The organism is Botrimarina hoheduenensis (assembly GCF_007859815.1).
Classification (GTDB): Bacteria; Planctomycetota; Planctomycetia; order Pirellulales; family Lacipirellulaceae; genus Botrimarina; species Botrimarina hoheduenensis.
The window spans coordinates 92,720-106,768 of sequence record NZ_SJPH01000006.1; the positions used below are offsets into that span (position 1 = coordinate 92,720).

Annotated in this window: 10 protein-coding genes; 7 read left to right on the forward strand and 3 right to left on the reverse strand. The window is 63.1% G+C overall.

What is annotated here, in order from left to right:
- Window positions 1-17: 17 nt before the first annotated feature.
- Window positions 18-3,638, reverse strand: a complete 3,621-nt coding sequence (locus Pla111_RS13160; RefSeq protein ID WP_146574909.1) for an AAA family ATPase — start codon at window positions 3,636-3,638, stop codon at window positions 18-20.
- A gap of 94 nt (window positions 3,639-3,732) precedes the next feature.
- Window positions 3,733-4,956, reverse strand: a complete 1,224-nt coding sequence (locus tag Pla111_RS13165) for a metallophosphoesterase family protein (protein WP_146574910.1) — start codon at window positions 4,954-4,956, stop codon at window positions 3,733-3,735.
- Window positions 4,957-5,169: 213 nt separating this feature from the next.
- Here Pla111_RS13165 and Pla111_RS13170 point away from each other — a divergent pair, with 213 nt between their 5' ends.
- From Pla111_RS13170 to Pla111_RS13195, 6 genes are all read left to right on the forward strand, one after another.
- Entirely contained in the window at window positions 5,170-5,757 is a 588-nt protein-coding gene (locus Pla111_RS13170) for a YiiD C-terminal domain-containing protein (RefSeq protein WP_146574911.1), read from the forward strand.
- A 291-nt stretch (window positions 5,758-6,048) separates the two neighbouring features.
- The gene (locus Pla111_RS13175) at window positions 6,049-6,489 is read left to right on the forward strand and encodes an Hsp20/alpha crystallin family protein (RefSeq protein ID WP_146574912.1); all 441 of its coding nucleotides are present in this window, start codon (window positions 6,049-6,051) and stop codon (window positions 6,487-6,489) included.
- A gap of 305 nt (window positions 6,490-6,794) precedes the next feature.
- Window positions 6,795-7,502 carry a lamin tail domain-containing protein gene (locus tag Pla111_RS13180; protein WP_146574913.1) on the forward strand — a complete coding sequence of 236 codons (708 nt, stop codon included), beginning with the start codon at window positions 6,795-6,797 and terminating at the stop codon, window positions 7,500-7,502.
- A gap of 146 nt (window positions 7,503-7,648) precedes the next feature.
- Window positions 7,649-8,947: a hypothetical protein gene (locus Pla111_RS13185; protein ID WP_146574914.1), complete on the forward strand. Its 1,299-nt coding sequence runs from the start codon at window positions 7,649-7,651 to the stop codon at window positions 8,945-8,947.
- A gap of 27 nt (window positions 8,948-8,974) precedes the next feature.
- Complete coding sequence (locus tag Pla111_RS13190; protein ID WP_146574915.1) at window positions 8,975-10,099, forward strand: DUF1559 domain-containing protein; 1,125 nt, start codon at window positions 8,975-8,977, stop codon at window positions 10,097-10,099.
- On the forward strand, window positions 10,089-10,571 hold the full coding sequence (locus Pla111_RS13195; RefSeq protein WP_146574916.1) for a DUF4198 domain-containing protein: 483 nt from the start codon (window positions 10,089-10,091) through the stop codon (window positions 10,569-10,571). The genes Pla111_RS13190 and Pla111_RS13195 overlap by 11 nt, the downstream gene beginning before the upstream one ends.
- A 33-nt stretch (window positions 10,572-10,604) precedes the next feature.
- On the opposite strand, the gene Pla111_RS13200 is transcribed toward Pla111_RS13195, so the two are convergent.
- On the reverse strand, window positions 10,605-10,994 hold the full coding sequence (locus Pla111_RS13200; RefSeq protein ID WP_146574917.1) for a fluoride efflux transporter FluC: 390 nt from the start codon (window positions 10,992-10,994) through the stop codon (window positions 10,605-10,607).
- Window positions 10,995-11,347: 353 nt separating this feature from the next.
- On the opposite strand from Pla111_RS13200, the gene Pla111_RS13205 reads away from it, so the two are divergent.
- Complete coding sequence (locus tag Pla111_RS13205; RefSeq protein ID WP_146574918.1) at window positions 11,348-13,936, forward strand: hypothetical protein; 2,589 nt, start codon at window positions 11,348-11,350, stop codon at window positions 13,934-13,936.
- Window positions 13,937-14,049 lie beyond the last annotated feature (113 nt).

The window sequence follows — 14,049 nt, forward strand, 5'->3', positions numbered from 1 at the left end:
GGCGTGGAGAATCGGGCTCAATCGACCACGCTGGCCCAAGCGGCTTCTGCCTCTTCCAGCCACGAGTCCGCGGCGTTCTCGGGTTCAATGCGGTAGCCGTTGCGCTGTGGGGGGCTGTCGTCATCACGCCACCCGAGTCGCTCGGTCGGCTCGGCGGCATAGAGCGTTTCGTCGGTTGAGAGTTCCGCAGCCTCGGCTTCGTACGGCGCGTCTACGGAAGCCGCATACTCCCATTCCAATTCGGGTGACACCGTCGCCGGCTCCCTGAGCGGCGCGGGGGCTGGTGCCAAAACGGGTAGGGGTTCGATCACCGAGTAAGAGGCCTCGACAGCCTCAGCCGCAAGCTCGCCGTACTCCGCTTCAACCGCGGGGAGAGGCTCGGCCACCGGGGGAGCGGGTTCTACCACCACAACCGGTTCGGGTCGGCGTTTCTTACGCTTCTTCGGCCGCGGTGCCGGCTCGGGGGCGACGAAATCCTCGACAACAAGCTCCTCTTCGTCCTCTTCGGGAGGCTCAATCAGAGCGGGCTCGATCGGCTGCACTTCGTCGGTAAGTTGGTCGGCATAGTGGACGGGCAGACGCCGTACATCGGCCTGGAGCGACTTGAACATTTCCCAAACGTGCTCGTGGCAAGTGAAGACCAGCAGTTGGTGCCCGTCCGCCGCAAAGCGGGTGAGCACCTCGGCCGCGATCCGTGCCCGCCGGTCGTCGAAATTGACGAGCACGTCGTCCAAGATCATCGGCAGCTGCACGCCCCGGCGGGCGTACATTGCCACCAAAGCCAACCGCACGCTCAAGAAGAGCTGCTCGCGGGCTCCGCGGCTGAGCGCTTCCACGGGCAGCGAGACGCCGTCCGCGTCGTCCACCAGCAGGACATCATCCGCCAGCGGGGTCCAGACCCGTGGGTACCGCCCGCGGGTGAGCCGCTCCAGGTACTTCGAGGCTTCGATCAAGGTTTCCGGCTGGCGGTGCTCCTCGTAGTCGTTGCGGATGAGTTCGAGCATGGCTCCCACGGCCGCCCGTTCGCGCCAGCGCTCGCGTGCCAGATCGATCTGCGATTCGATCAGCCCGAGCTCAACCCGCCGATCAGCAAGCGAGGTGTCGTCGATCATCGCCTGACGCTGTGCCTGCAGCAGTCCGCGCCGCGCGACCAGATCGCGGAGCGACTGCTCCAGCTCCTCGTGCTTGGCGTTGGCTTCGTTCCACAGCGTGTCGAGGCGTCCGGCGGCGGGGCCTTCGAGCAGCTCGACAAAGTCTTCTTCCGCACCCGCCTTGCCGATCGCGGCAACAATCTCGCGCGAGATGCGGGCTCGCTGCTCCTCGAAACGACGCGCCTCATCGTGCTGCGCGGCGAGTCGTCGGTAAGCTTCCTCGTCCGTCACCGAGGCGGAACGGAAGAGTGACTGGCGCTCGTCTTCAACCCGCTGCGCTGCCGCGGCGACCGCCTGCTGCTTCTCTTTGAGGTCGCGTGAACGTTCCTGGAGCTTCTTGCGGTGTTCGACCCGATTCTGTTGCAGCCGCTGCTCGCTGAGCAGATGACTCAGTTGGTCGAGCGGCTCCGCGTCTTCGACAACGAGATCGGCCTGTTCAGCAAGCGCCTCGATACGCTTGACCACCTTGGCGTACTCGCGCTCAATGCGTTCGAGTTCTTCTTGCTTGCCTTGCGAGCGTTGCTCCAGCTCCGCCAGGCCGCGGTACTGATTGGCCAGCTTTTCAAGTTCTGCGGCGGTGGTTTCGTCCGGCAGACCCACGGCCCGCAACGCCGAACGCCATTCTTTTTCTGCCGCGACCAATTCTTCTTTCGCCAACGCGAGCGTTTCTTCGGCCGAGGAGGCTTGCACCTTGGCACGACGGCGTTCGGCCTCGACGGGCAGCATCCGCTCGAGTTCCGCCAGATGTCGCTCGGCGTTCTGTAGCCGCAGCACGACAGAGCCCTCAGCCATCGGCTGGTCTCCGGCGAGCGCTTCGCGATCGCGCTGCGCCTCGCTGATCTGCCGCTCGGCGAGATCAACCTGCTGGCGGACCGCGTCGAGCTGGTCGGCCCGGTTGTCCTCGAACAGAAAGCGGGCAAACAGCAACGCCAGGCCTCCCCCGGGCCAAAATAGCCAAGTCGCGCTTCGTTCGACCCCGGTGAAGAAAGGCAGGAAGGTCATGATGGCGCACAACGCAAACGCCATCGCGAGCGGGATGAACCACTCGATGGGCATGACCTGCTGCTCGATCAGGTCGCGGTTGGATTGCTCGAGGTCCATCGCTTGGCGACGGGTCTGTTCAAGCTTCTGCTCGGCCTTGAGCCGTTTACGCAGTGTCGTGACAAGTTCGCCGGCCGACTCGATATCGGGGGGCAAGCCGAGCTTGTCACTCGAGGTGATGGCCGACTCCATCTGCGAGGCGTACTTTTGCTCGGCACCGCGGCGGGAGTCGACCTCGCGTTTCGCTTCGACGACGAGTTGTTCTGCCTCGCGGACCGCTGCGGCAGCGGGCTGAAGATGATCGAGTGTGTCCTCGTTCAGGACCGGGGCGGCTTCTGGCGTCGGTTTGTGCCGCCACAGCTTCGCGAGCCGGGCCCGCTCGGAGTCGGCGCGTGTGTCGAGCCGCTCAACCTCTTCGCTCAGCTCGGCGGATTGGCGCTCGAGCGATTCGAGCCATTCTTGCTGCTCGCTCAGCGCATCCAATCGGCAGCACGAGCGGCGGAGGCTTTCGTTGATACCCAGTTCGCGGATCTCGGCAATCACTTGGCGTCGCTGACCGCGCAGCACGTCTCCTTTGCGCTGATGTTCTTCGGCTTGCTGATTCAGCGAGTCGAGCAGCGCCAGTGCCCCGTCGGGGAGCGGACGCAGCGAATCGAGCAGCGCACGCTGTTCCTCCACCCGCAAACGTTCCGACCACAGCGGCTTGAGGCCCACCGCAAGCTCGATCCGCCTAGCGTGGCGCTCAGCCTGCTTCAGCTCGATCGAGAGCTGCTGGAAGTGGGTCTCGACCTCATCCATCTCAACGGCCAGCTTGGCCCACTGTCGGCTCGAGATGGTGAGTTCACCGATCTCGGCCTGAATTGTCTCGCGTCGCGCGTACAGCTCATACAGCAGCGAGGGCTCTCCCGCCGGGCCGAGAAGCTGCCTGCGGCTGGATCGTAAGCCCTGGATCACGTCGTACAACGACACCCGATCCAAGCCCGAAGTCAGACGATAGATCCACCGGGCTGCTTCGGCCCCCTCGAGGGCACCGAGCTCGTTGATCTCGTCCAGCCCGATCGCGAACACGTTGGTGTAGGTGCGCTCATCGACCGATTCGAGTGCTTCGCGGAGCAGGCGGTCGCCCTGTTCTTCGCCGTCGGGCAGGGTGATACGAACCCGGCCACGGTCGGTGGTGCCGCGCTCCGCGTAGCGGGCCACTTCGAAGGGGCCGTCGTCGCTGATAACGCCCAGTTGCCCGCCCGGTTGGCCGCCGTTGCGCGGGGGCAGATAGCGCTCACGACGCTCGGGGGTGACGCCGTACAGCATCGCCCGCAGGAAATGCATGAGCGTCGTCTTGCCGGCCTCGTTGGGACCGTACAAGACCGTGATCTCCGGCGAGAGCTGACGCAGCCGCAGATCGTTCCAGACCCCAAAGCCCTCGACGTTGATCTCGGTTAATTTCATAGCGGAACGGCCTGAGTCGGGGAGCGAGCGACGTGTTTTACGAGGGGCAGCGGCAGAGGGCGGGCCAGATTGGACCGCGCTTGAGCAACGGGGCTCACGCCTCTTCGGTCATCAGAGCCACGCCGAGCTTGGCGGCGCGGTTAAACAGGTCAGCACGATCGGTGGCGTCGCGGATTTTGGCGACTTCGGCGAGCGAGGACATCGGCAAGGGCTTGGGGAGCATCTCGGAAAGATCCAACGCAAAGGCGTCGTTGCGACGCAGCACCTGCACCTGACGCAGCAGGTCTCCGAGGATCGTTTCCTGATCGAGTTGCTCGTGGGGCGGGTCGTAGGGGGTCTCGCAGCGCACGGCGTACGTCCAGCACAGCGGCTGTTCACGCCCGGCGTACTGTTGCAGGTCTTTCAGCAGTTCCTCGCACAGTCCGTCTTCGCGCAGCTGCGCGACGATCGGGCCAACCCCGTGCAGCTTCCAGCAAACGAGCTGGTCGGCTCCCTTCGAGCGGATACGCAGTTTATCGAGACGCTCGCGGAGCCGAGCCTTCAGTTCCGCGGCGCTAACGCCTGCGGTGAACTCCAACTGTTCTTCTTGCCAGCGGACCAAGTCGGTCGCGACGAAGCGAGTTTTGGCTTTCCCCTGCTCATCCACCTGGACGACGCTGCAACCCGAGGGGCCCGCGTCGCGTGGGGTGAGACCTTGCGGTGCGCCCGCATAGTGGGCCACTCCCGGTTCATGGTCGACGGTCGCCCGGCGTGATCGCCCGCCCAGCGCCATGTAGTCAACACGATCGCCCTCCTTGCCGGCGGTGTCGCTCGTGCCGAACGCGATACCGACCGTGAAGCGGCCGTGGGCGTCGCGGCGAAAGCCCGAAGTATCGGCATCGCCGCCGCTCCGGCGGCTCACACCTTGGACAACCGCAACGACCTCTCCGCCTCTTCGCAACTCGTGGGTTTCGACCCGTCCCACGGGGAAGACCGTCACGTTGGGGGGCAACGGGGTGCTCCGCGGCCAGGCTTCGGGCGGATCAATCGCTCCGCCCGCCCAGAACACCGCCACGCCACGCTTCTCTAGCCGACGGAATTGTTCGACGAGCAACACCAGGTCGCGCGGTGCCGCTTGCTTAAGGTCGATCACGTTACCGGCAAGCAGCAACGCATCGGCCTCTTCCGCTAGAGCCGTGTCAAAGACGCGTTCGGCCGCCAGACGCGGCGCGTCGCGCAACGTTTCGCGAAGAAAATCGGGGGCCATCGGCAACCCGCTCAGCGGAGCGTCGATGTGCAGGTCGCTGGCGTGGACCAGCCGAGCGGTCGGCTTGGACATGAACGCCTCCGTGCGTTGGGGGGTTGGGCGAAGGTTCCGCGCGCGTCCCTCGCGCTTGCGGCATTCGCCCACTCGCTAGAATCTACCCAGCATGACGCAATCCTCCAACTTCAGCTACCACACGGGCGGGACCCTTCTCAGCCCCGCCGGCCTCTCTCTTTAGTGGGCGGCCTCGGTGGGATCGGCTAGCTTAAGCTTTTGGGGCGTGTAACGATGGCTCGTGCCACTCCCGATGGCTCCAGGCCCCCCCCCTTCCCGGATCGTTTAGCCTTTCAGACACGGATGAAGTCGATTCCTTCTTCTGCCCCCGCAGAGCCGAACGCCGATCCGGTCCGCTCAGCGCTGCTGCAGCGATTGGCCCAAACGATCACCGACCAAATCCCCATCACCAAATCGATGGGATTTACGGTGGAATCCTATTCTGCCGAGGGTTTGCGGGTTTCGATGCCCTTGGAGCCCAATCGCAACCCCCATCAGACCGCGTTTGCTGGGAGTCTGAACGCGCTGTGTACCTTGGCGGGTTGGGGGATGACCAACCTGATCCTCGGCGAAGCGGGCCTCGCGGGGGCGGTGGTGCTCCGCCGCAGCAGCATCAAGTACCGCGAGCCGGTCAATACAGACCATGTGGCGGCCCTCTGTTTGCCGCCTCCCGAGGGCGATTTGCGCTACTTTCTTGCGATGTTGCAAGAGAAAGGGCAGGCCAAGCTGGAGCTGGCGGTGCAGATTGAGGGGACCGATTCCGAGCGCCCTGCGGTGTTGTACGGGGGCTCTTACGTGGTTTCGCAGGGCAGCCGAGCCTGAAACCGGCATCGAGAGCCATTTTGGCATCTCGCGAGCGGTTTCCGCCCCGGGTAAACCTCGCTGACAACCGCCACAATGGCACTTCTTGTCCGGCCTGCATGTTGCTTCGTCGATTGCAAGCCTTTATATTTAAATGACTTACGGCGATTAACGAGCGTTTGGCACTGCGGTTGCATAAGAGGTTTTTCGGTCCCACGAGCTGTGTGAACTGCTCGGCGGGCTACCAGAAAACACCTCCCGGCCGGGGGTAATCGTTTTACTTTCTTCACCGTTTCCAGAAGGAGGCAAATCATGAATAAGTGCACCCCCACCAATCGTGTTCGCAACCACTTGGCCCCCCCCTTTTCCGATCTTGATTCGCTTGTCAGTCAGTTCTTCGCGCCGGCGCGAGCCGCCGTTGCGGCGAGCGGCTGGGGCGGAGCGGCTTCGTTGTACGAGGCCGACGATCGGCTGCATCTTGAAATCGACGCCCCCGGAGTCAATGCCGAGAAGGTCGAGATTCAGGTCGAGAATGGTCAGCTAACGCTGACGCTCGAACGAACCCTGGCGGCGGAGCCCCCGAAGTTCGTTTACAACGAGCGTCGGTTTGGCAAAGTGACCCGCACGCTCGATCTGCCCGATACGGTCGACCCCGACACGATCGAAGCCAAGCTGAACGACGGCGTGCTGCACGTTTCGATCGCGAAGCGTCCCGAGACACAGCCCCGTCGGATCGAGATCAAGCAGGGCTAAGCGTCGCGAAGCGCTAACCAACGATTCTTCTGAGAGCCTCGAACGGCACCGCCGCTCGAGGCTCTTTTTTTGCGCTGCGCCGATTCTTTCGGCGTGCAGGGAGATGGCCAGCAGGCGAGGGGAGCCGCAGGGCAGCTCGCTTCACGGAAACATCACGCCTTCTTAACAGGGGCTTCATCAACGGTTGGCCTGGGGAAGGAATAATCCGGACACGTTGCAGCTATCAGGGCACGCAACGAATCGCTACCCCCGCCCCTCGCTGAACGGATGGCCGAGCGCCATCCTCCCACCTTGGAGAGAGACTAATGAAGTCAGTTTTGATGCTTAGTGTGTTGGTTGCTGCTTCGAGCACCGCGCTAGCCACGCCGATGTTCAAGATCACCGAGGTCTTTGTTGGTTTGTCCGGTGAGGACGGAACACAAGACTGGATCGAAGTCACCAACTTCGGGACGAGCGCCGGCGATACAAGTGACTTGTACTACGACGACTCAACGCCCTCGCTTGCCAACGCCGGTCAGCTGACTTCCTACACGCTGGCACCGGGCGAGTCGGCCGTGTTTCTGCTCGACATCAATCCGATTGACGCCATCAACTACCCGTTGGACATCGGCAACGGACAGTTCGGTGCGGTGGATGAATTCAACGCCCTCTGGGGTCCTGGCATCACAATTGGTTTGACCAACGGTGGCGGCAACCTGGGCCAATCAGGCGATCAGGCCAACCTGCTCAACTCGGCTGGCGACCTGATCGATGCGTTCGACTACACCGGTGGTGGCGATCTGGCAACCTTCGAAGACCCCACCGGGATGGGCCCCGCCACCCTGTCGGTTCTTGGACTGAACGGTGCCTATGAGTCGGCTCCGTTTTTCAATGACAACCTGGGGCTCCCCAACGACACCGCGGTGTTGGTGGGTTCGCCCGGTACCGCTGAGCTGACAATCCCCGAGCCGGCAACCATCGCGCTCTGCTTGTTGACGCTCGCGACCGCCGCAACGGCGCGCGCCCGCAGCTGATCTTCACGAGTCGCACCAACGCCATCCCGCCGTCCTCCGCCGAGGCCGGCGGGATGGCTCGACTCGATCTCGGTTCGCCTCGCTTCGTACGGCCCAAATACGCTTCCCGGCTCTGGCCGGTACTCCACGATGGAACCTACTCGTCCATGAAGATCGTATCGCACAAGCTGTTTATCGCCGCATTCCTTTTGTGTTCGTTTGTCGCCACCTCCGCGACAGCCGAGCTGTTCATCAACGAGATCATGTTCGACCCGCCGTCGAACTCAGGCGACGGCAAGGACGAGTACATCGAGATCCGCGGGCTGCCCAACCAGTCGCTTGCGAATCACTATCTGATTTTCCTAGAAGGCGAGATCACCAACGCCGGCCTGATCGATAACATCTTTGATCTGGGGGCCTACACGACAGGTAGCAACGGCTTTCTTTCGATCCGTCAGAAAGACTTTCGCTACCAACCGGAACAGATCAATCCGCTCGGCAACAATCTGGTTAACGCGGGCCCGGATCTCATCTTTGGTGCCGACCCCGGCTTTGGCAGTGGTGCCAACAGCACCGTCGGCCATACGGACGAAGGGGGCAACGGCCGGATCGAAAACGGTGCCTTCACCGCGATGCTGATCCGCAACGCCAGCGGTGCCGCGCCCGTGGTCGGCGAGGACCTGGATCTTGGCAACGACGGACTCGACGTGCCCACGGGCAAGATTGGCTGGCAGGTTCTGGACGCGGTCGCGATCGCTGAAGAGGACGAAACGCTCACGGCCCGCTCTTACGCCCCCATCAACTTCGGCGCCAGGCCCGTCGAGGGCATCCCCAACGGCTTTCAGCCGCTGATTGAACCGGGCGCAACATTCGTTGTGCTGCCGTTTGAGATCGAGTACCTCGGCCGTTGGGGCAACTCAACGGGTCAAACCGCAGCCGATTGGCATGTCTCGAACATCACCGATAACCCGGGCTCGGGCTTCATCGGCGGGGCCGACTATCGGCAGTCGGGCGCTACCGGAACGATCCCCGACCACCCGGCAAGCGACGGCAACCCCGCGACGCCCGCCCCGCAAGTGCCGATCCTCGAGTCGAGCAAGAACGTTCCGTACGGGACGCGGTTGACCGACACGATCGGGGGCCCCAACTTCATCACGGGTGACTTTACGGGCGATGGTTACGTTGACATCGCGGACTACACCGTGTGGCGTGACACGTTTGGCCAGACCGGCCCGGGTGGCTTGTTTCCTGCGAGCGAGTCGGATCATCCGGCCGCGGATCCCAATCACGACTTCGTCGTCGATAGCGCCGACTACGCCCTCTGGGCCGCCAACTTCGGCCAGCCCGGATCGTCGGGCAGCAGCCTGTCGTTCTCGCGGGCCATCCCTGAACCGACAGCAGGGATCCTCGTGAGCCTGATCGGTGCCGTGACGGCGATGGGTTCACGGGGCCGTCGTCAAAACTGAGAGGGTCTATAAGCGCTCTCGTTTTCGATGCAAATATTTTTTCGCGTAAGGAAGGAATCTCCGGCATTGATCAATCCAAGCACGTCGCGTCCGCGCGGCTTTACCCTCGTTGAACTGCTAGTGGTGATCGCCATCATCGGCATACTGATTGCGATGCTGCTGCCCGCGGTGCAGGCGGCGCGCGAGGCGGCCCGACGATCGCTGTGCTCGAACAATCTCAAGCAGGTCGGTCTGGCGCTGATTAATCACCACGACACCTACGGCGAGTTCCCACGCGGCGTTTACTCGCAGCCAGAACCAATACCTGCCGGATTCACGGAGGAGGATGGCCTGGGGTGGGCCAGCCGACTTCTGCCGTTCATCGAAGAGCAAGCGGTGAACGACCGGCTCGTTAACAATGATCTGGTGGTCTCGACCGGTGGTTTCACGTTCGATTTTCGGGGAAATCCGTGGCAGCCAATGATCTTTGCGGTCGCAAACAATCTGGGCAAGCTGCCCCTATCCGCTGCCGACACCCGCATCAGTACCTTTCTGTGCCCGTCGGTAGAGATGCCCGAGTTTGGTGTGGATAGCAGCTTTTATCGGTCGAACCTCAGCCCCACTCCGAGTGCGCCATTCATGCACGTCGGGCATGCGGTAAGCCATTACAAGGGGTCGCGGGGATCGTGCGACCGGGGCATGTTTCTTAGAACCGCCGAGGCGCAAAAAGAGGGCCCCTGCACGGAGAACGACTACGATGGTGATGGCGTGCTCGACACCATCCAGCGCGAACCCAAGCTGGGGATCAGCATCACCGACGTGACCGATGGCACGAGCAAGACGATCGCCGTCGGCGAGTCAGCTTACACGGTTGCCCCCAAGAATTTTCCAACGTGGATCGGCAGCTACGAAGAGGATGGCAGCGTTTTGTTCAAAACGCGTGATCCGATCAACTGCAACCTTTCGGGGATTGCGCTTCCCCTTAGCGAGTTCGACGAACTCCGCTTGCCAGGAGGCCGCAAGAGCGACGACTGTGCGATGGGCTGGCACCCGGGCGGAGTGCAGTTCTGTTTTGTCGATGGATCGGTTCGGCTATTCTCCGAGAATACCGATGTACGGATCTACGCCCTGCTGGGCCATCGCCATGACGGACAGATTATCAATGGACTGTGAAATCCCAACCAAGCACAATTTGCGGCGTAAGTTACGGAGCCCTTCCGCAGCGATCAAAGCAGCGTTTTGGCTTGTGGCGGTTGGTGTGACGTGCGTATCAATCGGCTGCGACAGCGCTCCGTTCCCGCTAGCGCAAGTTGAGGGGCAGGTCACGCTCGACGGCAAGCCGCTCTCCAACGCCAAGGTGATGTTCGCACCGGTCGCAGCGGCGGGCGAAATCGAAGCGGGCAAAGCCGCCTTCGGACTGCTCGATAGCGAGGGCCGGTTTACGCTCAGCACCTATAAGCAGGATGACGGCGCTGTTGTTGGCGAGCATTGGGTTACGGTCGTGAATCTTGCCGAAGGCAAGGGGCAGCGTTTCTCGCGCGTGACCGTGCCGACCGGCCGATTCCGCGTCGAACAGGGGGAGATCAACGACATCGTCGTGGAGCTGACCTCTGCCATGCTCAAAGGCCAGACCGACTCGGAGTGAGCTTGCGTCGCCTGTTCAAATGACAAGCGGTCGTCAGCTCCACCCTTTGGCCACGGCAAGACCTGCTGCTGCGGCGGCGAGGCCCAGCACCACATTCAAGCCCACGTTGGCAAGCGCTAGTCCCGGTTGGCCCAACTCGACGTGACGCAGCGTTTGGTAGCCAAAGGTGGAAAATGTCGTGAGCCCGCCGAGCAGGCCTGCCGTCAACGCCGCATGGCCATGCGGCCCGAAGCGGACGTCAGCGATCCAGCTCGGGTGCATGAGCGCTCCGAGCAGGAAACACCCCAAGACGTTCACTAGCAGGGTTCCGTAGCCGAACCCCGCGCCCCAACTGCGTTCGCACGCCATGCCAATGGTGTAGCGCAGCGTCGCCCCGATGGCACCGCCCAGCGCGACCATCATCAGCCGTAAAGCGGTATCCAAGCGATTTTCCTTGGGGCGGATCGATCTTTATTAAGCACGGCTAGGTGTGCGCCGAGGCGGCCAGGCAGTGTGCTGGCCGCGGCCTTTCTTTTAGCGATCAGGGCTGAGCGGACAACCGCGATCGGGGTGGTCACGGCGTCGGTAATCCGCTTCCGGCAAGCCTGTTAGTCGGGGTAGGCCGATTGTTCGGGGGCCGTCTTGCCTGCGGTGCCTGCGGTTTGCCTGACTCGCTCAACTAGCCCTCTCAGATTGCCGAGACTACCAAAGGGGCCCAGGTCCCGCGACTGCGAAGAGCGACTGGACCGCTCTCGATTGACACAATTGATGCAAGCTCGCTGCAGGAGGCGGCAGGCATGGACCCTCGACGAATCGAAACCGCACCGGCTTGGTTGTTAGCGCTGGCCGCTTCAGCGCTCGTGCTGAGCTGGTGGGTAACCCGCGCGCCCGACTCGCCACCGGACCGTCAGCTGTTGACTTCGGTCGATCGCGGGCCGCTAGCACCGCTGGCGTGGCCTGCTTGGAGACTGCCGCCCGCGGAGCCCTCCGTGGGGGTCGTGCGGGCGTTGCCCCCCCTGCCGTGGCCAACGACTTCGCCGGCCATGCTCGATTCGTCTCGTGCCCGCGCTGCAAACGGCTCGGTGGTGTTCTTAGGCCCGTCGCTTGCCGATCTGGCGGCAGAATCGGCGATTGAGTCGGCGGCCTTCCGCTCGACCCGCTTTGTTCTGCTCCGACCCGCGGCAGCAAGGCGCACCGCCGGCCGGATCACGCACGAGCGCATCGCTTACTCCGAGCCGAATCAACCGCTGTTGATCAGCGCGCAGCAGCGCTGGACAAAGCAGGTCGGCATTTTCCTCTCGCGTCAGGTAGCCCGCAGGGTGCCACACGTCCTTCATACGGCCGGATGGCCGAACGCCCTTGATGATCAGCTTGCGTTGCTAAGCCGCGGTGTTGCGGCGTGGGACGATTTCACCGAGGGCATGCCCTCCGCTGAAATGTCGACAGCAACTCTCACGTTGCGGGCTCCGCAAATCAATCGTCGCTCGGGCTCGTCATCGCGAAACGCGCTGCCGCAGATTAGCGCGTACCTGAAAGCCGGCACCATCGGCGGGGCCTATCCGTTGCCGGAGTCGATCGGCTTGCTGCTAGACCGGGTCGCCGAAGATCGCGAAGCGGCGGGCTGGGCGTGGGCGACTGCCTATCGGCTGCGGACCCTCGTCGCGAGTCCGCGGAGCGGTACCGCGGGCGTCAACTCGCTGCTAGCCTCGCTGAGTGTTGCCGCCGGCGAAGCCCAGACGATGGCCGACAACGCAGCGGCACCCGAACTAGCGACCGAAATGCGGCGTGCGGGCTACGCCCTCGAGCGCCGGATCGCTACCTGGCAGGCGAAAGACGCGACCATTTCCGCCACCCAAGCGATTCTCGCCAAGCGGCTAGAGAGCGCCCGGTGGGCGATGAACGATGCGGCTGACATCGGTTCGACCCTGCGTGATCCCGAGGCAGAAACACTGAGTGTTGCCAAGCGTGTCGCCGCGGATCTTGAACGCTACGAGTCGGCTCCGTCGGCTGCTCAAGCCGAGAAGATCGCCAGTGTGGCGAACCAGCTAGCCTTGGCGCCGACGGCTGAGGCTGCCGCTTTGGCACAGACCATTGAACGCGACTACCGCAACGCCAACGTGCGGATGGCGCTTTCCGCGGACCTGATCAATCGCTTGCTGCCCAGCCCTGATCCCACATCGGCACCGGTCCGGGACCGGATCGCCGGCACACCGGTACGTGGGCACTCGGTCACTAAGACCAAGATCGGTATCCGTTTGATCCCCGACAAGGCGGCTTGGCGGTTGGGCCTCGAAGCGAACGGTGCCGTGTCATCGACGACGGTCTCCGACGGCGGAGCGGCGCGGCTAAGAAGCCGGGGGCAAACAACCTTCTCGGCTCGCAAGCTGATCGTCGTCGATCCGCGCGGCATGCACGTTGCCCCGTCGCTAGCCGAAGCAAACTCCGAGTCAAAGCTAACGGGGATCACCTCGCAGTACGATCGCGTGCCGTTTGTGGGGTCGTTTGTGCGTTCGACGGCCCGTGACCGCTACAGCGAAGTCCGCACTCGGGCCAAGCGTCAGGTTGAGACCCGCATCGAACAGCAGGTTCGACAAACGCTGGACCAACGGGCCGCTGAAGCGATGGCGAAGCTTCAAGATCGTTACCAAGCGGGGCTGATTGGCCGGGCTGCTGCACTGGGCCTTGAAGTTACACCGCTCGAGATGCGAACCACCGAGACCCGGGTCATCAGTCGTGTACGGCTGGCAGGAGCCACACAGCTTGCTGCTCATACGCCGCGGATGCGTGCCCCGAGCGACAGCGTGGCCAGCGTTCAGCTGCATGATTCTGCCGTCAACAACGCCATCGAAGGCTTGGAGCTCGCCGGTGCACGGCTGACCGCTACCGAACTGCGTGAACGTATCCAGGGCCGATTGCAGCTGGAAGCAACCGCTGACGAAGCAACGACGGAAGAGGCGACGATTCGATTCGCGGCACACGAGCCCGTGCGGGTGAATTTTGCCGAGGGCCGCGTGCGGCTCACACTCGCGATTGACGAGCTGTCCGTTGCCGGGCGACGTCACCGAGCGTTCAAGGTTCACACGTTCTATCGTCCCGCTGTTGGTGACTTCGGCCCTGAGCTAGTGCAAGACGGCACACCGCAGATTGAAGGTCGCATGCGGACCGCAAGCCGGCTTCACCTGCACGGGGTGCTGGGCAAGGTGCTGGGCGAGAATCGACGGCTCACGCTGCTAGCGAAGGATGCCGAGCGCACGATCGACCTGCAATCCAAGCTCGCGGATCTGGCGACCACACAGCTGGTGATTGAAGACGGCTGGCTCGGGTGGGCCATGGGGCCGCGTGCGACGAGTATCGCGTATCTACAGCTTGGGACTTACGTCCGATAGCGAACCACCGCAACCTGCCCCTCCGCCGACAAAAAGCGGCCACACAAACTAACGCTGTTATCGTTCCCCTGCCGCTAGACCCACAAAGGAGATAATCCGCCAAAGAAACACAT

Coding starts and splice junctions, on each gene's coding strand:
- Pla111_RS13160 (WP_146574909.1), bottom strand. CDS start 3,638: ATGAAATTAACCGAGATCAACGTCGAGGGCTTTGGGGTCTGGAACGAT.
- Pla111_RS13165 (WP_146574910.1), bottom strand. CDS start 4,956: ATGTCCAAGCCGACCGCTCGGCTGGTCCACGCCAGCGACCTGCACATC.
- Pla111_RS13170 (WP_146574911.1), top strand. CDS start 5,170: ATGGCTCGTGCCACTCCCGATGGCTCCAGGCCCCCCCCCTTCCCGGAT.
- Pla111_RS13175 (WP_146574912.1), top strand. CDS start 6,049: ATGAATAAGTGCACCCCCACCAATCGTGTTCGCAACCACTTGGCCCCC.
- Pla111_RS13180 (WP_146574913.1), top strand. CDS start 6,795: ATGAAGTCAGTTTTGATGCTTAGTGTGTTGGTTGCTGCTTCGAGCACC.
- Pla111_RS13185 (WP_146574914.1), top strand. CDS start 7,649: ATGAAGATCGTATCGCACAAGCTGTTTATCGCCGCATTCCTTTTGTGT.
- Pla111_RS13190 (WP_146574915.1), top strand. CDS start 8,975: ATGCAAATATTTTTTCGCGTAAGGAAGGAATCTCCGGCATTGATCAAT.
- Pla111_RS13195 (WP_146574916.1), top strand. CDS start 10,089: ATGGACTGTGAAATCCCAACCAAGCACAATTTGCGGCGTAAGTTACGG.
- Pla111_RS13205 (WP_146574918.1), top strand. CDS start 11,348: ATGGACCCTCGACGAATCGAAACCGCACCGGCTTGGTTGTTAGCGCTG.